Raw genomic sequence first — 21845 nt, 5'->3', positions numbered from 1 at the left:
ATGGTAACCAGATAACACTTAGGCTATACTGCGTCCCCAAAATTCAGGATGAGGAACAGAGCAGTGGAGTTGTTCGGGGTTATCAAGTTAGTACTCATAATTATTATTTTGGTCGCATCTTTTTCCAGCTACCTGGTGTATCAGGGGCGCCGCAGGGACTCAGCTCGAACCTTATCCGCCATCCGTAATGAGCTCTCGCCCGAACGACGGCTGACGCCGCAGGAAAGAGAGACTCTTTCCCCGCTGTTGATAGACCCCCACAAGCACGAAAAGGCACTGCACCTTGAGGATGATGGTGTCTATGTGTTGGAAGGGGAGTACGCCCGACACGGATTGGATACTAATGGAGCGACCACCTGGCACGATACCATTGCCGGTGTGGAAGTCATTTTGCCTTTTGATGCGGAGCTTTTTCTAGAGTTGCAGAACCGGGCAGAAGTCGTCTTTGCCGGGCAATATGCGATTGTGTTGCGACTCAACAATGCATTTGAGCTGCTGGCAGGCCTGGAGCGGGATAAGCAGCGGCAAAAAGAGAACGCAGCCTGGGAAGCAGGCGTGCGGGGCACCTTGCACGATAGTACCGCTGATGAAAATCTGCCAACAAAAGAGTTGTCGTCAACTCAGGAGTCGGCATCGGACCGTGTCACCATACTGAGCCAACGGGATGAAACCCCCGCTGAAATTGAATCCCGGGAAGGCCGTGGTATCGGCATTTTGTCTGCTCTTTGCTGGACTCTGGGCTTTATTGCTCTGGCTATCGCTACTATCTATGATCTGCAATCATCACGCTATATCTGGATGGCTGTGGCGGCACTTTTCATTGGCCTGGGGCTGTGGCAGTTCTGGCGGCGCTGGCGTCTTCCTCCACCACAAAAAGTCAACCAAGTCGTGGGCCCTTTTCACCTTCATGCTCTTGTGACCGAAGCTCAGCCTGATAAAGTGACTGTCCAACCTATGTTGGGGGATAAACTGGCCTTTACCGTACCCGAACCCTGGCAGTTCGCCCTGGAAATGCCGCAAGGAGCCCGCATTGAAGCAGAGTTGCGGGTAGCGGATTGCAGCGCAGTTCGCTTTGGTAAGCAGCTGTCAATCGATGAGGAAGTACGTCGTTTTCCTTTAGTGTGGTGGGGGCGTCATTTTACCCTGGCGCTGGTGGGAGCGGTGGCTTTGATGTTTGCCTTGTACGCTTCCCCAGGCGTGCGGGCGGACTTAACGCTGGCAATGCATTGGCTCACCAATACCACCCCAGTGCTGTACACGGACCCCGACGCGCTGGCGGCAGAGCTGCCAACAAAAGGCGCGCTTATCACCCTTCAGGGGGAGGGCCGTTGTCAGGTTCAGCCACCTGAGTGGGACCGCAGCAGCATTAGCTGCCAACACCTGCGTTGGGGCGGTGCTATGCCTGTAGCACAAAACACTGTTCTGGAGCCGGCTGTCACAACGCTTAGCAAAGGTGATTTCATAAAGACCCGCCGCGACATACGTTTGGAAATGATGATGACGTTGCAAAGCGGGGGCGCGGGGCGAGGCACAAACCAGCCCCGGGTGGTGACCAATATTGAAGACATCGTAGCTATGGTCAATGCTGTTTGCCACCAGGTAAATGGTGAGGACAACCTGCAGGCATTTGGTAACTCCAGGCTACGGGATATTCCGTACCAGTGCCAGCAGTTACGTGATGGCCTGCTCGAAAGTATGCATCTGCCGGTGGATACGGAACCTGCCGACTGGGAAGCTATGCTAGGTATATTGGCTGAACCTTATGCTGATGGGGATGCCTGGGAGGCGGTGATTCTGGCTAATCAGGTGAATCGACTGCACCAACGTGGGAGAGGTCTGGCCAGCACGATAATAGCACACCGGGCAGAAATTCTGGCCAGCGAAATCATGGCCAGTCAGCAGGGTGGCATCCTGCTGGAAATAACCGATAGCAGCCCAACCGCTGAAACCCCTGGCCGGTCCAGAAGAAATCAGCCCGAACTCTGGTATGAGCTGCTTGCGCTGCTGGAACCTGCAAAGGTCGAGTCCTTTCAGATCACTGGCCTTGTGCTGGAGCTGGAAGAGGACTATAGCGGTGCTCCGGTGCTGGTGATCGATAGAGCGCGTCAGTTGGACCACCCCTGGCCAGCGACACTTCGAGCGCTGTGGCTGGTATTGGCTATGATGTTGCTGCTGATTCACGGCCCTTTATGCCTGCGTAACTACCTGGCAAAACGGGCGCGCACCCAAGCGATACAGCAGCGGTATCAGCGCACCTGATCGGGCTGTTTGGCGCCCCGGCTGGTGATGCCGGGGCTTCTCAACGTTACTTTGTTTACTTCCTGAAAAATTTAGGTATGGGTACGAGTGGTGGGTACAGCATGAATGGCTGTGCGAAATAGCACCTTCTGACAGAACTTTATCCGGGTAGTTGTTATACTTAGTATTTTCGAATTGGCTTTGCTTATGCTGCGCTTATCTTTTGTTCTCTGGTATTTTCTTGCTGGCAGCCTTGTTGCCTCGCAGCCGATACAGTTGATGCTGCCGTCTTCCAGCCATGCTGGTTCGGTGCAAAACCTTTACATAGAAAGTCTGTTACGTGAGTCCTTTGCCAGTTTGGGGCTGATGGTTGAGATTAGTTATAGCCAGCAAGAAATGAACAGCTCCCGCATTCGTCAATCGTTACAAACCGGGCGGTACATCAACCTGGCCTGGCTGGGGGCACGCCATCAGTCCGATCCTGAGCTTATCGCTATACCTATTGCCCTGTACAACAATGTGCATGGCCATCGTATTTTGCTGATCCAGCAGCAGCGGCAGGACGAGTTTAGCCAGATCACCAGCCTTGACCAACTGGCAGCTTTTGTTGGTTTGCAGCACCACAGCTGGTCTGACTACGAAATCATGATCAAGAATGGTTTAACCGTGGAGGGGGAGCTCAGTTACCCGGCGATGTACAAAGCGCTGGCAGAGGGGCTGGCTGATTACTTTCCTCGCTCTGCCATGACCATAGTGGCAGAGCACAGTCGTCATGCTGCTGAACATGTAGTGATTGAGCAAAGTCTGGTGCTGCGCTATCCAAATGAGTTTTATTTTTATACCCACAAAGCCGATATCGAACTGGCCAAACAGCTGGAGATTGGCTTACGTCACTTGCAGCAAAGTGGTCGTTTTCAGCAGTTATTTGAACAATTTTATGGCGACAGGTTGGATGCACTGGCGCTGGAGCAGCGTCGGGTGCTGGAGTTGCACCCCTAACTTTTTGGCCGAAATGGCTTGATCACATCTTCGTTGCACTCCAGGTAAGGCCCTTCCATTAAATCAATGCAGTAAGGCACGGCCGGAAACACCGCATCCAGGCACTGACGAATGGCTTTGGGCTTGCCGGGCAGGTTGATAATGAGGCAGCTGCCGCGCAGGCCGGCGGTCTGGCGCGATAAAATGGCGGTGGGCACGTATTTTAATGACTCTTGCCGCATCAACTCGCCAAAACCAGGCATCATCCGATCACACACCGCTTCGGTAGCCTCTGGCGTGACATCGCGTTTGGCCGGGCCGGTGCCACCTGTGGTAACGATCAGGCAGCAACCTTCACTTACCAAATCTTTCAGGGTTTGCTCAATCTGCGGCTGTTCATCCGGGACCAGCCTGTACTCGGCCTGCCAGTCGCTGACAAGGTAGTCTCTTAAGGTGTCACGAATCGCCTGGCCGGACATATCTTCATAAACCCCGGCACTGGCCCGGTCACTCACAGTAACAATACCAATCTTTGCTTGCTGTCCCATCAAATCTCCAAACTAATCATTCAACATTCAACATTCAACATTCAACACTCAACCCACTGCCATCCCAGCCAACTGCAACCAATAACCATTGCAATCACCGCCAGGCAACGGCTGCGGCGCCTCACCATGCAAATTGGCTTTAAATTTAGCCAGCCAGTCAAAAGTGCCTTCATGCTGTGGGCTTAACCGCACAATGTCAACCAGACCCTGCATCTGTGGTAACTGGTTGATCAGGTTGTAACGCTCACCAGACTGGGTTTGAATGCCATTGAGTACAAACACCTGCTTGCCATCCTGGCTGGTGACGGTACGTCCCTCGGGGTACTTGATGCAGCAGAGCTCGCACTGATCCTTGCTACGATTTTCCGAGCGGGCGGTAAAACAGCGACCCGACCAGGCCAGCGGCAAATGACCAAAAGCCAGCAGCTCGGTCTGAAAACAATCACGGATATCCTGAATGCAGCTTTGGCTGAGTAAATCGCGTAGCCACTGTTCGGATAACTCCACTGGCAGCACCCACCGCTGCAGCCCCATGCCAACCAAACGGCGCAGCGCATGCTGGTTGTAGCAGGAAATGGCTGGGCCACAGACAAAGGTGATGCCTTGCTCCTGCAGCATCTGAATGGCGCCGACATCGTTGGCCTCCACCAGAAAATCACCGTTTTCGCAGTAACGGCGCAGTTCTCGCAGCTCCGACGGGGCTTCCAGCAGCGTCATGGTGGACAGGCAAACCTGCTTGCCTGCTTCACGCAGCATATGGGCCAGTTGCAGGTAATCATCCAGTTTCAGCTCACGCCGCTTGCTGCAGACAGTTTCCCCCAGATAGACGATATCAATCGCGGAGTCCGCCGCCTGACGGTAAAACTGTTGCACTTGCGCTTTGGGCCAAAAATATTGGATGGGGCCAAGGGAAAACTTCATCAATAGACTCCTTATTTCCTAAGCTTTTATTTCCAGGAGCGGTGGTAAGCACCGAGCGTGGTCTGGCTGCCTTCGGATAAACCAGCCAGCACCTGTTGCCAGTTGGCCGCGACTTCAAAATGCGCTGGATCCTGCAGCAGTGTATCAATGGCCTGGCGCCAGACTTTGGTCAGCTGGGCAACGTACGCCGGGCTGCGCTGACGGCCTTCAATCTTCAGCGAGACAATGCCTTCTTTGTAAAGCTCTGGCAGCAGGCTCAGGGTATTTAAGCTGGTCGGCTCCTCCAGCACATGGTAGCGCTCTCCATCCACATCAAAACGGCCTTTGCACAACGTCGGGTAGCCGGCGGTTTCATCTGGCGCAAAACGATCAATCAACACGCCGTTTAAACGCGATTCCAACTGGCCGTCGTGTTCATCCCAGCGCACAAAAGCGGCTGGTGAGCAGGCACCGGCGGTATTGGGTGACTCGCCGGTAAAATAAGAGCTCAAATAGCAGCGGCCTTCCGCCATAATGCACAGGCTGCCAAAAGCGAAAACTTCCAGATCGATGCTGCAGCTGCGTGCCAGCGCCCGCACTTGCTGCAGCGACAGCACCCGAGGCAGCACCACCCGAGATACGCCGTACTGTCGGTAAAACTCAATGGCGGCGGCATTGGTGGCCGAGGCCTGCACCGACAAATGGCGCTCAACTTTGGGGTAGCGCTCGGCAGCATAACCCAGCACCGCCATATCGGCCAAAATCAAGGCATCGGCACCGGCTTTTACCGCGCTATCTACCGCATCTTGCCAGCGTTGCCAACTTTGCGGGTGAGCAAAGGTGTTGATGGCGACATGCAACTTTCGGCCATGGCGGTGCACATAGTCCGCCGCCTCGGCCAGTTTTAACTGGTCGAGGTTCAGCCCGGCAAAATGGCGGGCATTGGTTTCATCTTTTAAGCCGACATAGACGGCATCGGCACCATGTTCAATGGCGGCTTTTAAGGCTGGCACGCTGCCAGCCGGGCAGAGTAATTCCATAACAGTTCCTGCATCGTGGGAGCATTAGTTTGGCAGTGATAAAGGCGGCAAACTTTGATGTAGATTAAACAAGCGCCGCTTGTTTTCAGTATGATGAGTGTATCGGATCTGTGCTTTGGAAGTTATTGAATGATAAATAAAAAATGGGTTACTCAGCAGGTGGTAGCGCGCGGGCCTTTGTGGGTAGGCACTGCATTAAAGTATGTGCCGAAGCCAATTAGTAGCTTTGGGCTGGGCCGGCAGCTGAACTGGTTTTTTCGCCAGGAGCTGCAGCAGGGCGAACTGGATTTTCTTGCCGGGAAAACGGTGAAGGTGGAAGTACCTGATTTGAGCTATCAGTTTTACCTGGAAATGCAGCAGAGCCGGTTCAAAGTAAGCAGCGAGCAGGCTTCTGAGGATGTAGTGTTCCGTGCCAACAGCCAGTACTTACTGCAGCTGATCACTCAGCAGGCTGATCCAGATACGCTTTTTTTCCGCCGTAAACTGGCACTGCTCGGTGATACTGAGCTGGCGTTGTCGATAAAAAACTTGTTAGATAGCATTGAGCTTAATAAGCGATTGCCCAAATCCTTGGTAAGGGTGCTCACGCAATTGGCAACAGCTGTACCGGCGATGGAGAAGGGCCATTTAGCAGAAAAACCGGGCTAATTTTTGCACTGTATACCTCTGGCCTCTTGCTCTGCGTGCTCCAGGATCACAGGGCCGGTGCCAGATGCACCCAGAGTATCGTCCGGGTTATACAGCGGGCATTGGCTCATACTTAAGCAGCCACAGCCGATGCAGCCGGTCAGGTTATCACGCAGGGTTTGCAAGTACGCAATGCGGCCATCCAGCATGCGTTGCCAGTTTTTGGAAAGCAGCTGCCAGTCTTCCAGCGTTGGGGTACGGTTATTGGGTAAGGATAAGAAAGCCTGCTTAATCTCCTCCAGGCTAACACCGACTTTCTGTGCAGCTTTGATCACCGAAATCCGTCGCAACACTTCTGGCTTGAAACGTCGTTGATTGCCGGCATTTCGCCAGCTTTGGATCAAGCCTTGTTGCTCGTAAAAATGCAGGGTACTGACTTTTACCCCACAACGCTTTGCTACCACGCCAACACTTAACACCGCTTCTGCCATCGGTTGCTCCTGAATCTATTTACTATTTCTTTGCAAAAAAAGCTTTACCTCAACCATTATTGAGGTTTTATCCTGTTGGTCGACTTAATGCAAGGAGACTTTAATGCAATTAAATGCTGAGAGCTGGCAGAAGGAGATAATGGGATGAAGCTGGCAGTTGTGTTTCACTCTGCATCAGGTACCACCCGGCAGTTGGCACAGGCGGTAGCGGCAGGAGCGGCTGAGGTAGCTGGCGTTGATGTTGTGACGGCAGACATTGTGGGAGCTGATATTGTACAAGGGCGCTTTTGCAACAGTGCTCTGCTGCAGCAATTAAGCAGTGTCGATGCCATTGTTTTTGGTTCACCGACCTATATGGGCTCTGTATCCGCGCAGTTTAAGGCGTTTGCCGATGCCACCGGTGAGCTTTGGGCTGAACAAGCCTGGGCGAATAAGCTGGCCGCAGGTTTTACCATAGGGGCGAACCTGAGTGGCGATCAGCTTAATACCATTCAGTATCTGCAAGTTTTTGCCGGACAGCATGGCATGCTGTGGGCTGGTCTGGATATTCCTGGGGCAGGTTCTGCCAAGACTAGTGATCCGACAAAGTGGAACCGGCTAGGTGCTCAATCAGGCCTGATTGCGCATTCAGCGGATGGCAGTGTCCATAAAACCGATCTGATTACAGCGCAGTATCTGGGACAACGTGTAGCGCGGCTTGCTACGTCCTGATAACGGCGTGAGAACAGTGTGCTAACTCTGGTGTTTTCCAGCTGGATCCAGTAGGGTACGCTTTTAGCCGTGGTGGCTTGCAGAGCAATTCTTTACTCAAGAAGATTGGTTTATGGCGTATGAGGCGTTACAGCTGGAGCTGGCGAAGGAAACTGAGTTGGGGATTTTGATGTCTTGGTTTCATGACCTGCAAAGTTGCCGAGACTGGGGTGGGCCAGATTTTCGTTTTCCTTTTAGCAAACAAAGCTTCCAAGCCGATCTTCGCTGGGAACTGTATCGTGGCTATGTGCTGAAAGGCCGGAGCAATACGCTGCTTGGTTTTGGTCAGTTTTATCAGCGCAACGGGCGCTGTCATTTGGCCCGGCTCGTAATAGCGCCGGATAAACGAGGTCAGGGGCTTGGCAAAGTGCTGGTTAAGGCCTTGATGGCCGAGGGCTGCAAGCAATTGCAATTGTCCGGCTGCTCGTTGTTTGTGCTTAAACACAATGCCGCAGCAAAGGCATGTTACCAAGGTCTTGGCTTTCAACCTGCAGAGTATCCGGAACCCATACCTGAGTTGGCGGGTTGTGACTATCTTATCTGCAATTAATCGATCAGCCGCCTGATAGGCGGTTGCAAAAAGGAGAGAGTGATGTACCAAGGCAGTTGTCTGTGTGGGGAAGTCACCTTAGAAGTACTGGGGCCTATTGAGTCCATTATTCATTGCCATTGCAGTAAATGCCGTAAAAACAGTGGCACCGCCTATGCCACCAATGGCTTTGTCGCGACCAAGGATTTAGAGATTCACAGCGGGCAAGCGCATATTCGCTATTATGAAACCTCGCCGGGTAAAAAACGCCATTTTTGCGGCACCTGTGCCTCACCCATCTACAGCAGCAACGACCAGGTACCTGACAAAGTGCGGCTTCGGCTGGGTATTCTTGACTCGGATATTACTGAGCGACCCGGCTCGCACAATTTTGTCTCATCCCGTGCCAATTGGGATGATTTGGATGACGAATTACCGCGCTACGATGGCCACGAGCCAGGGCGTTAGTTCATAGGAGGGATGATGCTCATTATAGCTTCACTACTACTGGTGCTGTGTGGCATTGCTCACTCAATCCTGGGCGAGCGCTACATTCTTATTCGCCTGTTTCGACGAGATAATTTGCCGCACCTGTTTGGCGATGATCGGTTTACCAAAGGTACGCTCCGTTTTGCCTGGCATATCACAAGTTTTGCTTGGTTCGGATTTGCGGCACTCCTGCAATTGCTGCCAGACGCCACCAGCCTGCTTTTAACCGTCAGTTGTGTGTTTGCATTAAGCGGTGCGCTTTCAGCCTACTGCACCAAGGGGAAGCATTTATCCTGGTTGGTTTTTTTCGCCATAAGTGCCTTAACACTGCTTAGTGCGTTTTAAGGGCTGACAGCTATGAAAAAGAATCAACAGGAAACAGCCAACCAACAACCGGCCAGCATGATGGCACTGCTGACACTCATTGCATTGTTGCAGGGGCTGGCTTTACTTTATTTGCATCAGGCCATCGAACTGCATTATTGGCCACACAATCAGCCACCCTGGTTGTTTGCCTGTTACAGTGTGGCTTTTATCTGGCCAACCATGTTGCTGCTGGGGCTTGATGACAGCAACATCGGTACTTTAGTAAAACTCACTTTGCCTTTTGCGCTGCTCAGTGCATTGCTGGGTTACTACGTCGGTCTTCAGGTCGTTCCCCTTGAACACATTCGCTTTAACGCCTTGCTGTTCAGCTTCATAGTCACTATGGCCATCGCTACCTTTAAAGCCTTGATGTATAGCCAGCAGTGGGCCAGTGGTGAGCGCTTCAGCTACAGCGCTTTGTTTCTTTGGTCCTGGCGCAATTTTCTTACTTTGTCGTTGGCGCTGCTCTTTGCTGGCTGCTTCTGGCTGGTGCTGGTGTTGTGGGGGGCCTTGTTTCAGTCCATTGGGATCGACTTCTTCAAGGAGCTGTTTCAGCAGCGCTGGTTTTATTATCCTGCCATTGCGCTGGCGAATGGCTTCGGTGTTATTATCTTTCGCAATCTTAGCCGCATTATCGATACCATCGCACGGCTGCAACAGGCGTTGATGAAATTTCTTCTGGTGGTATTGTCACTGGTATCCCTGTTATTTCTCGGAGCCTTACCCTTTACTGGACTAAGCCCTTTGTGGGAGAGTGGTGGCAGCAGCCTGATTTTATGGATGCAGGCATTGATGTTGTTTTTCGTCAATGCGGTTTATCAGAGTGACGCAGACAACAGGCCTTACCCGCTGTGGTTGCACCGTTTTATTTATATTGGTGTTGCGTTGCTGCCTGTCTACAGCCTGATCAGCTTCTATGGCCTTAGTCTGCGTATTGACCAATATGGTTGGAGCCTCAGCCGGTACTGGGCTTACCTGATCTGGTTTTTGCTGGCGTTGTTTCCCCTTGGTTATTGGTGGGGTATTGTTAAATTCCGGGATCGCTGGACACAGCAACTGAGCCGTACCAACGTTGCTGTTGGGCTGGTTGTGCTGGCTGCAATGCTGCTGGTCAATTCACCATTACTGGATTTCAGAAAAATGGTGGTGGAACATCAACTGCAGCGGCTGGCGGACAACAAGGTGAGCGTTGACGAATTTGATATTCACTATTTCCGCCACCACCTGGCTCGTCCGGGGTACAAAGGTTTGCAAACTCTTAAGGCGCAGTATGGTGAAACTCATCCCAACCTGCTGTTAAGAATTAACGCCTTGTATGCCGATAGAGTCAATGACTTACCCAGCTCCAGCCGTGACGAGTTTATTGCTGCGATTACACTGTTAACCGATAACCCGCCAGATGAGTTGCTGACCGTGATTTATAAGCAGGAAACCAGGTCTCATTGGAGCATGCAGCATACACAGCGCTATTTCTTGCATGCCTTGGATCTAAACCAGAATGGTGAGCTGGAGTACCTCTGGATCGAAAAGCGTCGTAGCTACACTGAGATAAAACTGTTTTTCCAGCAAGATAACCAATGGCAATCAGCCTACATCGGTGGCTTTCGAACCGATCAGGATAATGCTGACAAGTTGCATCAAGCGATCCTAGCCGGTGAGATCGAGATTGTGCCATCACGCTGGCATGATCTTGTGATAGGTGAACAGCGCTTTCAGGTGAGACAGAATGATTAGTTGGTAGCTTGATGATAACCATTCAACAGCGACAAGACTCAACCCGGTTGCGCCGCCTTGCCTTTAGCGGGTGAGCCTGACAGAAGTGTACCCATAACAGTTGGGGCAGCATGTACTTAATGCGTTAGGACAATAAAAGTGATGTTGTATGTTTGAAAAATCAGTGCTGATCAGGCTCATGCAAGCCAGTGATGCGGATGCGGTTAGTACCATCTGCATGGCTGCATTCACCCAATCGGTGGCGGATACCTTGCCTGTAGAAGGGGTGGAAACCTTTGCCAACATCGCCGCAAGCAGTGCATTTTTGGCGCGCATGCAAGGCGATAACCGGATGCTGGTGGCAGAGCTGGACGGCAGCATTGCGGGGGTTATTGAGCTGAAAGAAGGGCGTCATGTCGCCATGCTTTTTGTCTGCCCCAGCTGTCAGCAGCAAGGCATTGGCAGAGCCTTGCTGCACGCAGCACTGGATGAGGCCAGGGTTGCTACAATAACGGTGAGTGCGTCCTTGTCTTCCGTTGCAGCCTATACAAAATTCGGTTTTGTAAGCAGTGGTGCTATAGCGGAGTCGGCTGGGTTAATCTATCAGCCGATGGTGTTGGAACGGCAGAAGGCCGCTACCGAGGGCCAGTAAACAATCACCTGATTTAGCCCGGCTGCACCGTCTTGCTTTAGCGGCAGAGGGGTTGCTGCAGGCGAGGACTTTTGGCCGGGTATGGCAGGGGCCCAGCGGGAAATGTAGCTCTCCGGTTATCTGCAGTTTGATACCATCTCGATTGTGTGGGTGGCTTGTGCTCACATCGAAGCTGTACCACAAGCTGCCATTTAAGCGCTCACTGAGCAAGGAAAGGATAATGAAATTTGTTGTATTGATAGTGAGTGCGGTGATTTTACAGTTCTCAACACAGGCTAATGAAGCCGAGTCCATTCGCGAGTGGGCTGCTATTGAGAGTCTGGTTCAGGAGCGGGGGTTCAATGGCTCTATTGTTATTGCGAAAGGCGAGCAGGTGCTTTTTCACCAAAACTTTGGTTATGCCGACGCTGCAGCTAGCATACCCCTTACGTCAAAGCATGTATTCAGTCCCGGCTCGGTTGGCAAAGAGTTTACGACAATCTCAATGATGCAATTGGCTGCCAGTAACAAGTTAACATATCAGGATAAAATCACAGACTATATCGACGGCTTGCCAGCCTGGGCCAGCGAAATAACCATTGAGCACGTGCTCACGCATACGTCAGGTTTGCCAGCTGTGCAGTGGAAGAAACATATCAGTACTGCCGATGCAGTGCAGCAGATCCAGCAGGGACAGCCTGTTTTTGAGCCGGGTGCCGGTTACCACTACACCAATTTAAATGTTGTGGTCCGTGCCTTGATAGTGGAGCGAATTACAGGCAAAAGCTATAGTGATTCTGTGGTTGATACCATTTTTAAAGTAGCAGGCATGACGGACTCCTTTCATCAGACTGACCGTCAGCCAGCAGCGAATACAGTGGTCGCGGGGGACTTTCCAACCCATATGGCTGGTCTGACTATTTATGTAACGCCACTTGATTTGTACAAATTTGAGCGTGCGCTCTGGAATGGTTCACTGGTGAAAGCTGAGCAGTTAAGACAGGTGTTAGAAGGGGATCGCTTATCGGGTCAACAAAACAGAGCCTATTTCGATTTTGGCCGGTTCATGCTCGATCAGGATGGCACTCTGCTTTCCTGGGAGCATGATGGCTCTAACCCCAGTCACCATACCATTAAACACCATGACTTCATCACAGGTTCTATCGTCGTGCTTATGTCCAGCGATGGCAATAAATCAACCTTGTATCAACTGTTGCATGCAATTCAGGCTGTTAAGCTGTGAAACTTTTGCACTGAGATAGCAGCCACCTTGGTGATGTTTAGATTGCTGATAACAGTAAGTGTGACAAGCGAATTACGATGCGTAAGTGCTGAAGCAGCGGCTTTGCTGGCAAAACACCAACCACCTCAACACTTGATAGCACATCAACTTGAACTAAGTAGATTCATCTATGAAACACTATGGCTTCTAATGAGCCATAGATGGAGCAAAATTGGCGAAATCGATGGTAAGAAGCTATTCGCGTTTTTAATGCGGCTGTCTTAACGATAAAACGCTTCCACCGTGCCTTTGATTTTCATCAGCAATGGCTGGCCGCGGCGGTCGACGGCTTTGCCGGCAGCGACTTTTACCCAGCCTTCGCTGATGCAGTACTCTTCCACATCAAAACGCTCTTTGCCGTTTACGCGGATGCCAATATCGTGCTCGAATATTGCTTTCACATAATGTGGGCTGCGTGGATTGACGGAAAGGCAATCGGGTAACTCTGGGCGTGCTGAGGTATCGGACATGGTTTGGCTCTGCTGCAAATTAAAAGTGCGTTATTGTAGGTAAATCCGTGGGGTTGCTCAAGTACAAACGCTGGCCAGGTTGTCTGTGATCGACTAGTGGGTTGCTATTAGCTAGCTCAATCTGTGCTCGATAGCGCGCAGCAATTGCACATCGATACCTTGATTGATAGTGATCGGATCCAACAGTATTTCAATATCCGGTGCAACGCTTTCGCTTTCTCCCCGCTATTCGTCATCCGGCGTATAAAAGTGGAAGAACGGCACTACATTGAAACCACTATCGATATAATTTGAGGCAATTTAGCGCAGGTAATGTTACTCTATTGTTATGTGGGTGTCTTGGAGGTGGCTGTATGCGGCGTGTTGTGGAGTTTAAGCAAAGGAAGCTCTGTGGATGGGGGGATGTCGATTTAGATGCCCTGAATGCACAAATTCAGCAAATCAGTGAAGAAGGCTGGGAGGTGCTCTCAGTTACTCCCAATACATGGATTACCGGCTTCGTGGTCTCTTATACTTTACTCATTGAGTGTAAGGCTTCAATGCAAGTAAAAGGCAAATCTACTTAGCGAACATAAGCAATACCTGAATAATTCGCCATTGGTCGAATACTTGCCATCTGCTGGCTGCTGTATCATGCTTGGTTGAATTTAACGCCCTGAAAGAGGTGCAGGCATGAGTGCGGTCTTTTTAATGCTGATGGGGCTTGGCGCAATGGCGCTGGGTTATTTTATTTATTCGAAGTTTATTTGCGAAAAGATCTTTCAGGTCGACCCTAACTTTCGCACCCCGGCGCACCAACTGCAGGATGGGGTCGATTATGTGCCGACCAACAAATACATTCTGTGGGGCCATCATTTTACCTCTGTAGCTGGCGCTGCGCCGATCCTGGGCCCGGCCATTGCTGTGATTTGGGGCTGGGTGCCAGCTTTTCTTTGGGTGGTGTTTGGCACCATTTTCTTTGCCGGTGTGCATGATGCCGGCGCCATCTGGGCCAGTAGCCGCAACAAAGCCCGCTCCATTGGTGCTTTAACTGGTGACATTGTAGGCAATCGCGCCCGCAGTATTTTTATGATTGTGATTTTTCTGGTGCTGTTGATGGTTAATGCCGTCTTTGCGGTGGTTATTGCCAATCAACTGATCAATTTCCCCAGTGCCACCTTGCCGGTGTGGGGCGCAATTGTGGTCGCGCTGATTATTGGTCAACTGATTTACCGCAAAATAATAGGTTTGCTGATGGTGACCATTCTGGGTGTCACCGCGCTTTACGGCATGATCTACCTTGGCCCTATGCTGCCGTTTTCGCTGCCGACAGAAACCGTGCTGGGCTTGACGGATCGCCAAAGTTGGATCGTGCTGCTGTTTGTCTACGCCGCCATTGCATCGTTATTGCCGGTCTGGGCCTTGCTGCAGCCGCGCGATTACATCAATGGCATTCAACTCTTTATTGGGCTGGGATTATTGTATGGCGCTGTGCTGCTGGCCAGTCCGGACGTAGTAGCGCCAGCGTTTAATAGTGACGTGCCAGAGGGCACTCCGTCCATTATTCCTTTGCTGTTTGTCACCATTGCCTGCGGCGCGATTTCAGGCTTTCATGGTCTGGTGGCCAGCGGTACCACCTCTAAACAACTGGATAAAGAGCCGGACCTACGTTTTGTGGGGTATTTTGGCGCCGTGGGTGAAGGGGCATTGGCACTGGCGGCTATTATTGCGGTGAGTGCTGGCTTTGCTACCCTGGCCGACTGGCAAGCCATTTACCATAATTTTGGTGAAGGTGGTGTTGCTGCCTTTACCCGTGGTGGTGCCAACATTCTGGAGCAGGGACTGGGGCTGGATACCGTGATGGCGCAGACGTTGCTTACCGTGATGGTGGTGCTGTTTGCCGGTACCACCATGGATACCGGGCTGCGCCTGCAGCGTTACATCTTTCAGGAGTGGGGGAGTATTTACCGCATTGGCTGGATGCAAAAAACGCTGCCGGCCACCTTGCTGGCGGTCGGCTGCTGCTTGCTGCTGGCCTTTGGGGCCGGCGGTGATGGGGCCGGAGGCATGCTGATTTGGCCGTTATTCGGTACCACCAATCAGCTGCTGGCTGGCTTAACCCTGCTGGTGATTACTGTGATGCTGGTGAAACTGGGGCGGCCGATGTGGTACACCCTGGCACCGCTGCTGTTTTTGCTGTGCATGACCACCCTTGGTCTTTTGATCCAGCTAAAAAGTTTTTATGACAAAGGCGACTGGTTCCTGTTCACGCTGGATTTGGTGATCCTGGCTGCTGCTATCCTGGTGATTTTGGAGGCCAGCTCGGCTTTAACCAAGCAGATCAAGGCCAATAAAGCGGCGGTCAGCAAGCCATGAAACTGGATGCCATCAAAGCCTGGTTTCGCCAGGCCAGCTTTTATGCCGAAGAAGCCTACAACGCGCCTTACCGCTCAGCCATTGCCCGGGCGAAGCGCGAGCAGGATGATCTCTTTATGCTGCTGGTATTCTCGGAAATGATGGGCGTGCCGAATCCGGCCAGTTATTACACCCTGGAGCTGCAACCTTTGTTGCTGGAGCGCTTTCATGACTGGCATCAGCGTATGGGGATGGAGCACTCACCATTGGATCAATTCCGATGCTGTTAACTGGCCAGCGCTTGCTGTTGATAGGCGGCAAAGGCGGGGTGGGTAAAACCACCGTCTCAGCGGCCTTGGCGGTGCTGGCCAGTCAGCGCGGCCAGAAGGTATTGCTGGTTTCGACCGATCCGGCGCACAGCCTGGCCGATGCCTTTGGCCGGGCGCCGATAGGCGATAGCATGACCCGGCTCGCCCCCAATCTGGATGGACTGGAGTTGGATCCGGATCGTGAGGTCGAGCAGCATTTGGCCAAAGTCAGCGCCCAGCTAAAGCGCTTTACCCGCCCTGAGATGTTCGTCGAAATTGAACGGCAGATGCGTCTGACCCGTCAGTCGCCTGGGGCTCAGGAAGCGGCGATGCTGGAGCGGATTGCTAACACCATCGAGCTTGGTTTAAGCGATTACGATCTGCTGATTTTTGATACCGCCCCAACCGGCCATACGCTGCGACTGCTCAGCCTGCCGGAAGCCATGGCAGCCTGGACGCAGGGACTATTGCAAGCCAATCAACGCTCCAAAAAGCTGGGCGATGTGCTGGAACACCTAACTCCCAAAGCCGGCCGTGATCTGGATAACCCCATGGGCGATCCCAACCAGCATGCCACCGCCGGGATGGATGAGCGCAATAAAGCCATCACCGAAACCTTGCTGGCGCGTCAGCGCTTGCTGCAGCGTACCCGTGAAATTTTACTGGATCATCAGCAAACGGCGCTGTTGTTTGTGCTGACACCAGAAAAACTGCCTATCTTAGAAACCATGCGAGCGGTCAGCAGTTTGCAGCAAGAGCAGCTGCCACTAGCCGGCCTGGTGGTGAACCGGGTATTGCCTGAAGACGCCGATGGCCATTTTCTGGCGCAGCGGCGTCAAACCGAGCAACAGCATCTGGCGCAGATCAACACTGAATTTGCCAAACTGCCGTGTTACCAGCTGCCGTTGCAAGCCACCGATATTCAGGAGCTTGAGGCATTGCAGCAGATGGCGGCTTTATTGAGCGAAGCCGGGTTTTAGTTGCACTCTTTCTGGTATACCATAGCCATACTTAGCTGAAACCCATAAGGATCTCCATGGAATACTATGTGCCGATCAAGCATTTGCATATGCTGTTTGCCTATTTAACGGCGTTGCTGTTTACCTTGCGCTTAGTGCTGGATGCGGTGGGCAAGCCAGGCTGGCGTCAGACACCGCTGCGCTTTATTCCACACATCAACGATACCTTGTTGCTGACATTTGCTGTGGCGCTTTGGCTGCTTGGTCCCTGGCAGTTGATGGCACATGGTTGGCTAGGGCTGAAAATTGTGCTGCTTTTCGGCTATATTGGCGCAGGTCTGGTGGCGCTGAAACCCAGCAAGCCTAAAGGTCTGCGGATTGGCTTTGCCGTGCTGGCGCTTGGCTTACTGGCGGCGATTTTCCACCTGGCCAAGGCTAAACCAATGCTGTTTGGTTAGGTATCGGCTATCAACTGATTGCGAATTAAGTTGCGCTCGACGCTTTGGCATAGTTTGCCAAAGCGTCGTAACTCATCAAACCTTGGCGCACGGCCTTGCCGGATGGCGCTTTCCCAAAAACACAGCTCCGAATCCACCATTTCCAGCAGCTTTTTCGGGCAACCCTGACAGTCGGTGTTGCGAATACCGCAGACATAAGTGTCAGGCTCGTACAGCGGAAAGCGGTTTTTGACCTCATCGATCAGCTGCAGCATGGCGGTTGCCAAATCAGGTTTTTTGCTCATGACTGTATCTGCATCGCTGCTCTGCGCGAACTGCAAGGCTTACTGAAACTGCAGCAATTCACCTTGCTTATTCACCGCCAGAAAATTCGCCACCTGGCCGGCTTCAATCCGTTGCACCATCAGTTTTAGTGGCTGAACCGCTTCGTCGGAGTTAGGTGCAAAGCCAGCGCGGCCTTCCATGCTGGAAATAAAGGCCAGATCCCAGTCGAGCTCGGTTTTTTTCGACTCATCAACAAAAGCCGCTAAATCCCGCACTTCTTCCGGCAGTTTATCGACACAAAGTACCGACTCCAGATAACCACCTTCGCCTTGCTCAAAGCGTGCTTTTTGCTCCGGGGTTGCGTCTTGGGGCAGTTGGACTTTTGCCAGCACAAACAACAATCGCTGCGGCTCGGCCTGATTACAGGCCATCTCAATAAACTGGGCGTAAGTTGAAAACACAGGAAGTACTCTTTTGTCCGTCAGAAAGGTTGCCATACTAACAATTAATCGCCTTGCATGTGACTGCCTGAAAGGGGTGGTGACCTACCTCTTTGGTTGTAGCCTTATGACAGACCAAAACTGCTACAATTACCTGAATTTACGACAGAATAGAGTGATTTAACGCCATGATTAGAGCGATCATTGATAATCTTGCCATCAGTAAGAAGCTGTATTTACTGTTGTTGCTGCCCACCTTATTGGTAATTTGGTTGGTCACCAGTCAGCTAATGACCAATTTTAATCAACTAAAAGTGAGCACTGCGGTCATTCAGGCGGTTGAGAATGCGTTGGTGATGAATGGGCTGACTGATGCACTGCAAGCAGAGCGGGGTGCCAGTGGGGTTTTTCTGGCCAGTCAGGGGGCTCGCTTTGCGGACAGACTGCAGCGCTTGCGCCAGCAGTCCGATGCGCAGATGCGCAGATGCGCACCTTTATGGCCTTGCAGGATCCCGAGCTGCAAGCGTTGCAGCAGCAACTGCAACAACTGACGGATCTTCGGCGTCAAATCGATCAATTTGCCATCACCAACACCGATTCTGCCGAGCGCTACACTCAGTTTATTACCCAGATGATAGCGCTCAATCACCAGTTGGAGCAGCAGTTGGTGCATCAACAGATGGCGCGTCAGTTGGCCACCTTGAATCAGTTTAGCGAAATGAAGGAGCGCGCCGGGCGGGAGCGGGCCATCCTGGGCCTGGTGTTTAGCCGGGATAGTTTTACGCCAGAGCTGTTAAGCAGGTACAGCAATAATCTGGGGGCATTTCATGCATTTGCGGCCAATTTTGAGCGGATGGCCGATGAGCCAATTTCCCAGCAGTGGCAGGCGTTGCAGCGCCAACCTGTGTTTTCCGAAGTAGCGCGTCTGCAACAGCTTGGTTTTAACGTACCGCCCGGGCAGTCGTTGCAGGTGAATGATGGCGACTGGTTTGAGGTATCTTCCAGCCGGATTGCACAGTTGGCGGAGTTTGAGCGTAGCTTGAACCTGCAACTGCTGCAAAGTGCAGAACTGGTGCAACAGCGTACTCTGTGGACACTGCTTGGCTTGATTATGGCTTTGCTGTTGGTATTTTCCTTGGTTATTGTGGTGACCGCGATGATTATGCGGCGTATTCGCTTTGCCGCGCAGGATATTGATGGCACCGTCGCCACTTTGGCACAGAGGGATTTGACGGTACGCTGCAACTACTCCGCAAAAGATGAGTTTGGTCGCATAGCCCAAAGCGTCAATCAAATGAGCTCTGAGTTAGCGCAGGTGGTACGGGAAATTGGCGAGGCTGCCAGCCAAATCGCAACTACGGCCGAGCAGGCATCGGCTGTGACTCAGGAAACCAGCCAGGGCGTGCGACAACAACAACAGGATACTGAGCTTGCGGCTACGGCCATGCATGAAATGAGTACCACGGTACGGGATGTTGCCAGCAGCACAGCAGAGGCTGCCGAATTATCTGCAAAAGTTCAGCTGGATGCAGCCAGTGGCCTGCAAAAATTACAAACTACCATTCAGCTGATTAAGGCTTTATCTGTTCAGGTTGATCAAACCTCGACCATTATCGATAAGGTTAAACAGGAAAGTGACAGCATCAGTTCTGTACTTGATGTTATCCGCAGTATAGCTGACCAAACCAATTTATTAGCGTTAAATGCTGCGATTGAAGCTGCAAGGGCCGGTGATCAGGGCCGTGGTTTTGCTGTGGTGGCCGATGAAGTACGCACTTTGGCGCAGCGGACTGCTACCTCTACGGGCGATATTCAGCGGATGATAGAAAGCCTGCAGCAAGGCTCAGAACAAGCAGCCCAGGCGATGCAACAAAGTTTGCAGCAAGCCAGTGAGGGTGCCAGCATTGTGGTTGAAACCGGTGATATCTTACAGCAACTGCTGTCAGGTATTGATGGTATGAATGATAAGAACATCCAGATTGCTTCGGCCGCCGAGCAGCAGAGTACGGTGGCAGAAGACATCAACGAAAAAATTATCCGGATCAGCGATGTGGCAACTCAAACCAGTTCTGGTGCGAGCCAAACGGCCGCGGCCAGTCAGGATTTGGCCAAGCTGGCGGAGCAGTTGGCTGGTTTGGTACAGCGTTTTCGCTTGGCTTAAATGAAACCCTGTGGCGGATAGCCACAGGGTTGGCGTTAAGATGTCACTGCTGCAGCGGGCACTACCAAGGTTGTTTGAGTCTGCTGAGGCATTCTGTGATAGTGCCGCAGCCCATGCTCTTTGCGCCGGCCGCTGCTAAAGGCCGAGACCCGTTTTAAATAGCCAATCACCCGGGTGCCGTGATCTACATCCAGGCTGCCGCAGTGGCTGCAATGGTGCAGGGTGCGTTTATCGATGGCTTCGCACTGATTGCAGATGGTGATTTTGACATTGACACAGAAATAATTGCAGCCGGTATGGGCGGCTATGTTCAGCATCGCCAGGTAGCCGTCTTCATCCAGCTTTTCATCCAGGTTCAGGTGCAGCGCCGAGCCACCGTCCAGGAAATCCAACAGCTCTTTGCCATGCAGCTGAAACTTATCCAGCGCATTGGTCTGCTCGTCTTCCACCACATAGAAGTAGGAGTTGTAGCAATCGCGTGGTACCTGATAGCCATCCTCCCGGTCCCATTTGGCGTTTTTAATCCCCAAGTTTTCAGCCGGCACAAACTCAGTGTTAAACAGATAGCCATATTTGGCTTTGGCGGCTTTGTTGGCGTCAAAAATGGTTTTTAGCTGCTCCCGTACAAAGGCGATGTAGGCAGGGTTGTTGCTGGCAACCAGGCCTTGCGATTCGGCTGCTTCCACCATGCCATTGATGCCGATGGTGAGAAACTGCTTATCCAGCGTGATAAAGCCAGCGTCGTATACGGTGAGCAGACCTGCGGCCAGATACTCTTCCATCAGCTTGCGGTAGGCCACCTGGTACTTGTGTATCTTATCGACTTCGGTGGCCAGATCGCGGCCATCCTGCACCAGCCGGTTCATATTGATGGTAATCACATTGATGGAGCCGGTGGCCACACCGCCTGCGCCCAGTGAGTAAGAAAAGGTGTTGTCGCTGATTTCGCTGCGCAGCCGGCAGCAAGAAGCCAGCGAGTCGGCATTGTCCGACAGATAAACAAAAAAGGAGCTGTCGTTGGCCAGTTGTTTGGCCATGCTTTTGGCAAAGTGCTGATCTTTGCACTGGCCCTGTTCGGTCAGCATGGCAACGGTAACCACCGGGAAGGTCAGGATGGTTTTTTGCCGCTCTTCATTAAACCAGTCGAGGAAAAAATGCTGCAGGGCATTCACCGACGACCAGTTGGGTTTGGTCAAGTCGTCATCCGGAAAAACAAAGTTGCCAAACATGCTGTCGAAGTAGTGCTGATCGTACACCGAAATGTTCCAGAACACGCTTTGATAACCGCGGGCGGCGGCAGGCTGGTTCAGCGCATAGACCACATGCTGCAAGTGATTGGCAATCAGCTTGGGGTGGGTTTGCAGGTAGTTGTCGCCGTAGTCTTTGCGGGCAAAGTAGTCGAAGTAGGTGAGGAACTCGACGGTGGCGACAGCGCCGGCAAATTGGCTGCTGATGGCAAACACAAAGTTGACGAAACAGCCGCAGAACGACTCCAGATGCTGGGGCGCTTTTGACTCACCGCCGAGCTTGGTCAGGCCATCGCGCAGGAAGGGGTACAGGGTCACCGAGACGCAGTAAGGCTTTAAGCTGGTTTCATCGTGCACATAGATCTCATGCTGCTCGATTTGGCGGCCGTACTCTTGTGCCAACTCAGGGCCAAACAGTTCAGCAATCTTCTGGCTGACTTTGCCACGATTGACCTGAATAAAGATGTCTTTCATCATTTCGGCTTCTAGGGTGGCGATGTTTTTCTGGGTAACATTGGCGTTGGCATCCATTTTCGAGCCATCGGCGGCGTTTTGCGCGCTTAGGTAATGGTCGATAAAATCCAGTTTTTGCTGCAGTTGGTCAGGTTGTAAACGTAACATA

At 52.1% G+C, this 21845-nt stretch carries 24 protein-coding genes; 16 read left to right on the top strand and 8 right to left on the bottom strand.

All coding sequences use genetic code 11. From position 1 onward, the window contains the following. Positions 1-63 precede the first annotated feature (63 nt). Both ABC502_RS09580 and ABC502_RS09575 read left to right on the top strand, forming a co-directional pair. Positions 64-2259, top strand: coding sequence for an IgaA/UmoB family intracellular growth attenuator (locus tag ABC502_RS09580; protein ID WP_345915730.1), 2196 nt, complete (start codon positions 64-66; stop codon positions 2257-2259). Between the two features lie 186 nt (positions 2260-2445). Further along, positions 2446-3237, top strand: coding sequence for a hypothetical protein (locus ABC502_RS09575; RefSeq protein ID WP_345915729.1), 792 nt, complete (start codon positions 2446-2448; stop codon positions 3235-3237). Here the strand turns inward: ABC502_RS09575 and mog are convergent. From mog to ABC502_RS09560, 3 genes are read right to left on the bottom strand one after another with little or no spacing between them, the layout of a single operon-like run. Beyond that, positions 3234-3764, bottom strand: a complete 531-nt coding sequence (gene mog, locus ABC502_RS09570) for a molybdopterin adenylyltransferase (RefSeq protein ID WP_345915728.1) — start codon at positions 3762-3764, stop codon at positions 3234-3236. The genes ABC502_RS09575 and mog overlap by 4 nt on opposite strands. Before the next feature lie 48 nt (positions 3765-3812). Then, positions 3813-4685 carry a U32 family peptidase gene (locus ABC502_RS09565; RefSeq protein ID WP_345915727.1) on the bottom strand — a complete coding sequence of 291 codons (873 nt, stop codon included), beginning with the start codon at positions 4683-4685 and terminating at the stop codon, positions 3813-3815. Between the two features lie 26 nt (positions 4686-4711). Continuing rightward, on the bottom strand, positions 4712-5704 hold the full coding sequence (locus ABC502_RS09560) for a peptidase U32 family protein (protein ID WP_345915726.1): 993 nt from the start codon (positions 5702-5704) through the stop codon (positions 4712-4714). A gap of 129 nt (positions 5705-5833) precedes the next feature. Between ABC502_RS09560 and ABC502_RS09555 the strand changes: the two genes are divergently transcribed. Then, positions 5834-6352, top strand: a complete 519-nt coding sequence (locus tag ABC502_RS09555; protein WP_345915725.1) for an SCP2 sterol-binding domain-containing protein — start codon at positions 5834-5836, stop codon at positions 6350-6352. Here the strand turns inward: ABC502_RS09555 and soxR are convergent. Continuing rightward, the gene (soxR, locus tag ABC502_RS09550) at positions 6349-6822 is read right to left on the bottom strand and encodes a redox-sensitive transcriptional activator SoxR (RefSeq protein WP_345915724.1); all 474 of its coding nucleotides are present in this window, start codon (positions 6820-6822) and stop codon (positions 6349-6351) included. The genes ABC502_RS09555 and soxR overlap by 4 nt on opposite strands. Before the next feature lie 144 nt (positions 6823-6966). Here soxR and ABC502_RS09545 point away from each other — a divergent pair, with 144 nt between their 5' ends. From ABC502_RS09545 to ABC502_RS09520, 6 genes are all read left to right on the top strand, one after another. Continuing rightward, complete coding sequence (locus tag ABC502_RS09545; protein ID WP_345915723.1) at positions 6967-7533, top strand: flavodoxin family protein; 567 nt, start codon at positions 6967-6969, stop codon at positions 7531-7533. Between the two features lie 112 nt (positions 7534-7645). Continuing rightward, complete coding sequence (locus tag ABC502_RS09540; protein ID WP_345915722.1) at positions 7646-8122, top strand: GNAT family N-acetyltransferase; 477 nt, start codon at positions 7646-7648, stop codon at positions 8120-8122. Between the two features lie 42 nt (positions 8123-8164). Then, positions 8165-8569: a GFA family protein gene (locus ABC502_RS09535; protein ID WP_345915721.1), complete on the top strand. Its 405-nt coding sequence runs from the start codon at positions 8165-8167 to the stop codon at positions 8567-8569. A 378-nt stretch (positions 8570-8947) separates the two neighbouring features. Beyond that, positions 8948-10690, top strand: coding sequence for a DUF4153 domain-containing protein (locus ABC502_RS09530; RefSeq protein WP_345915720.1), 1743 nt, complete (start codon positions 8948-8950; stop codon positions 10688-10690). Positions 10691-10868: 178 nt separating this feature from the next. After that, positions 10869-11321, top strand: coding sequence for a GNAT family N-acetyltransferase (locus ABC502_RS09525; RefSeq protein ID WP_345915975.1), 453 nt, complete (start codon positions 10869-10871; stop codon positions 11319-11321). Between the two features lie 220 nt (positions 11322-11541). After that, positions 11542-12543 carry a serine hydrolase domain-containing protein gene (locus ABC502_RS09520; protein ID WP_345915719.1) on the top strand — a complete coding sequence of 334 codons (1002 nt, stop codon included), beginning with the start codon at positions 11542-11544 and terminating at the stop codon, positions 12541-12543. Positions 12544-12803: 260 nt separating this feature from the next. Here the strand turns inward: ABC502_RS09520 and ABC502_RS09515 are convergent, their stop codons facing one another. Further along, the gene (locus tag ABC502_RS09515; protein WP_345915718.1) at positions 12804-13052 is read right to left on the bottom strand and encodes a DUF3297 family protein; all 249 of its coding nucleotides are present in this window, start codon (positions 13050-13052) and stop codon (positions 12804-12806) included. Between the two features lie 353 nt (positions 13053-13405). On the opposite strand from ABC502_RS09515, the gene ABC502_RS09510 reads away from it, so the two are divergent. The 5 genes from ABC502_RS09510 to ABC502_RS09490 all read left to right on the top strand — a co-directional run bounded on the left by ABC502_RS09510 (position 13406) and on the right by ABC502_RS09490 (position 17111). Continuing rightward, on the top strand, positions 13406-13618 hold the full coding sequence (locus ABC502_RS09510) for a hypothetical protein (protein ID WP_345915717.1): 213 nt from the start codon (positions 13406-13408) through the stop codon (positions 13616-13618). Between the two features lie 106 nt (positions 13619-13724). Then, the gene (locus tag ABC502_RS09505) at positions 13725-15407 is read left to right on the top strand and encodes a carbon starvation protein A (RefSeq protein ID WP_345915716.1); all 1683 of its coding nucleotides are present in this window, start codon (positions 13725-13727) and stop codon (positions 15405-15407) included. Then, positions 15404-15676: a cory-CC-star protein gene (locus ABC502_RS09500; RefSeq protein ID WP_305944576.1), complete on the top strand. Its 273-nt coding sequence runs from the start codon at positions 15404-15406 to the stop codon at positions 15674-15676. The genes ABC502_RS09505 and ABC502_RS09500 overlap by 4 nt, the downstream gene beginning before the upstream one ends. Further along, on the top strand, positions 15667-16674 hold the full coding sequence (locus ABC502_RS09495) for an ArsA family ATPase (RefSeq protein WP_345915715.1): 1008 nt from the start codon (positions 15667-15669) through the stop codon (positions 16672-16674). The genes ABC502_RS09500 and ABC502_RS09495 overlap by 10 nt, the downstream gene beginning before the upstream one ends. A gap of 56 nt (positions 16675-16730) precedes the next feature. Beyond that, positions 16731-17111 carry a SirB2 family protein gene (locus tag ABC502_RS09490; protein WP_330086857.1) on the top strand — a complete coding sequence of 127 codons (381 nt, stop codon included), beginning with the start codon at positions 16731-16733 and terminating at the stop codon, positions 17109-17111. Here the strand turns inward: ABC502_RS09490 and ABC502_RS09485 are convergent. Beyond that, a complete protein-coding gene (locus ABC502_RS09485) occupies positions 17108-17395 on the bottom strand; it encodes a hypothetical protein (protein ID WP_330086858.1) in 288 nt (95 codons plus the stop codon). The genes ABC502_RS09490 and ABC502_RS09485 overlap by 4 nt on opposite strands. Before the next feature lie 39 nt (positions 17396-17434). Next, positions 17435-17806: a ribonucleotide reductase subunit alpha gene (locus ABC502_RS09480; RefSeq protein ID WP_345915974.1), complete on the bottom strand. Its 372-nt coding sequence runs from the start codon at positions 17804-17806 to the stop codon at positions 17435-17437. Between the two features lie 197 nt (positions 17807-18003). Here ABC502_RS09480 and ABC502_RS09475 point away from each other — a divergent pair, with 197 nt between their 5' ends. Together ABC502_RS09475 and ABC502_RS09470 are read left to right on the top strand one after the other, a co-directional pair. Continuing rightward, positions 18004-18366, top strand: a complete 363-nt coding sequence (locus ABC502_RS09475) for a nitrate- and nitrite sensing domain-containing protein (RefSeq protein ID WP_345915714.1) — start codon at positions 18004-18006, stop codon at positions 18364-18366. Continuing rightward, positions 18300-19976: a methyl-accepting chemotaxis protein gene (locus ABC502_RS09470; protein WP_345915713.1), complete on the top strand. Its 1677-nt coding sequence runs from the start codon at positions 18300-18302 to the stop codon at positions 19974-19976. The genes ABC502_RS09475 and ABC502_RS09470 overlap by 67 nt, the downstream gene beginning before the upstream one ends. 35 nt (positions 19977-20011) lie before the next feature. On the opposite strand, the gene nrdD is transcribed toward ABC502_RS09470, so the two are convergent. Further along, the gene (gene nrdD / locus ABC502_RS09465; RefSeq protein ID WP_345915712.1) at positions 20012-21844 is read right to left on the bottom strand and encodes an anaerobic ribonucleoside-triphosphate reductase; all 1833 of its coding nucleotides are present in this window, start codon (positions 21842-21844) and stop codon (positions 20012-20014) included. Position 21845: the final 1 nt, after the last annotated feature.

Source organism: Alkalimonas sp. NCh-2 (assembly GCF_039631345.1).
GTDB lineage: Bacteria > Pseudomonadota > Gammaproteobacteria > Enterobacterales > Alteromonadaceae > Alkalimonas > Alkalimonas mucilaginosa.
This window is presented reverse-complemented; position numbering and strand designations above follow the sequence as displayed.

Bases quoted from the DNA above. Each gene is read 5' to 3' on its own strand.
- ABC502_RS09575 (WP_345915729.1), top strand. From the start codon at position 2,446: ATGCTGCGCTTATCTTTTGTTCTCTGGTATTTTCTTGCTGGCAGCCTT.
- mog (WP_345915728.1), bottom strand. From the start codon at position 3,764: ATGGGACAGCAAGCAAAGATTGGTATTGTTACTGTGAGTGACCGGGCC.
- ABC502_RS09565 (WP_345915727.1), bottom strand. From the start codon at position 4,685: ATGAAGTTTTCCCTTGGCCCCATCCAATATTTTTGGCCCAAAGCGCAA.
- ABC502_RS09560 (WP_345915726.1), bottom strand. From the start codon at position 5,704: ATGGAATTACTCTGCCCGGCTGGCAGCGTGCCAGCCTTAAAAGCCGCC.
- ABC502_RS09555 (WP_345915725.1), top strand. From the start codon at position 5,834: ATGATAAATAAAAAATGGGTTACTCAGCAGGTGGTAGCGCGCGGGCCT.
- soxR (WP_345915724.1), bottom strand. From the start codon at position 6,822: ATGGCAGAAGCGGTGTTAAGTGTTGGCGTGGTAGCAAAGCGTTGTGGG.
- ABC502_RS09545 (WP_345915723.1), top strand. From the start codon at position 6,967: ATGAAGCTGGCAGTTGTGTTTCACTCTGCATCAGGTACCACCCGGCAG.
- ABC502_RS09540 (WP_345915722.1), top strand. From the start codon at position 7,646: ATGGCGTATGAGGCGTTACAGCTGGAGCTGGCGAAGGAAACTGAGTTG.
- ABC502_RS09535 (WP_345915721.1), top strand. From the start codon at position 8,165: ATGTACCAAGGCAGTTGTCTGTGTGGGGAAGTCACCTTAGAAGTACTG.
- ABC502_RS09530 (WP_345915720.1), top strand. From the start codon at position 8,948: ATGAAAAAGAATCAACAGGAAACAGCCAACCAACAACCGGCCAGCATG.
- ABC502_RS09525 (WP_345915975.1), top strand. From the start codon at position 10,869: ATGCAAGCCAGTGATGCGGATGCGGTTAGTACCATCTGCATGGCTGCA.
- ABC502_RS09520 (WP_345915719.1), top strand. From the start codon at position 11,542: ATGAAATTTGTTGTATTGATAGTGAGTGCGGTGATTTTACAGTTCTCA.
- ABC502_RS09515 (WP_345915718.1), bottom strand. From the start codon at position 13,052: ATGTCCGATACCTCAGCACGCCCAGAGTTACCCGATTGCCTTTCCGTC.
- ABC502_RS09510 (WP_345915717.1), top strand. From the start codon at position 13,406: ATGCGGCGTGTTGTGGAGTTTAAGCAAAGGAAGCTCTGTGGATGGGGG.
- ABC502_RS09505 (WP_345915716.1), top strand. From the start codon at position 13,725: ATGAGTGCGGTCTTTTTAATGCTGATGGGGCTTGGCGCAATGGCGCTG.
- ABC502_RS09500 (WP_305944576.1), top strand. From the start codon at position 15,404: ATGAAACTGGATGCCATCAAAGCCTGGTTTCGCCAGGCCAGCTTTTAT.
- ABC502_RS09495 (WP_345915715.1), top strand. From the start codon at position 15,667: ATGCTGTTAACTGGCCAGCGCTTGCTGTTGATAGGCGGCAAAGGCGGG.
- ABC502_RS09490 (WP_330086857.1), top strand. From the start codon at position 16,731: ATGGAATACTATGTGCCGATCAAGCATTTGCATATGCTGTTTGCCTAT.
- ABC502_RS09485 (WP_330086858.1), bottom strand. From the start codon at position 17,395: ATGAGCAAAAAACCTGATTTGGCAACCGCCATGCTGCAGCTGATCGAT.
- ABC502_RS09480 (WP_345915974.1), bottom strand. From the start codon at position 17,806: ATGGCCTGTAATCAGGCCGAGCCGCAGCGATTGTTGTTTGTGCTGGCA.
- ABC502_RS09475 (WP_345915714.1), top strand. From the start codon at position 18,004: ATGATTAGAGCGATCATTGATAATCTTGCCATCAGTAAGAAGCTGTAT.
- ABC502_RS09470 (WP_345915713.1), top strand. From the start codon at position 18,300: ATGCGCACCTTTATGGCCTTGCAGGATCCCGAGCTGCAAGCGTTGCAG.
- nrdD (WP_345915712.1), bottom strand. From the start codon at position 21,844: ATGTTACGTTTACAACCTGACCAACTGCAGCAAAAACTGGATTTTATC.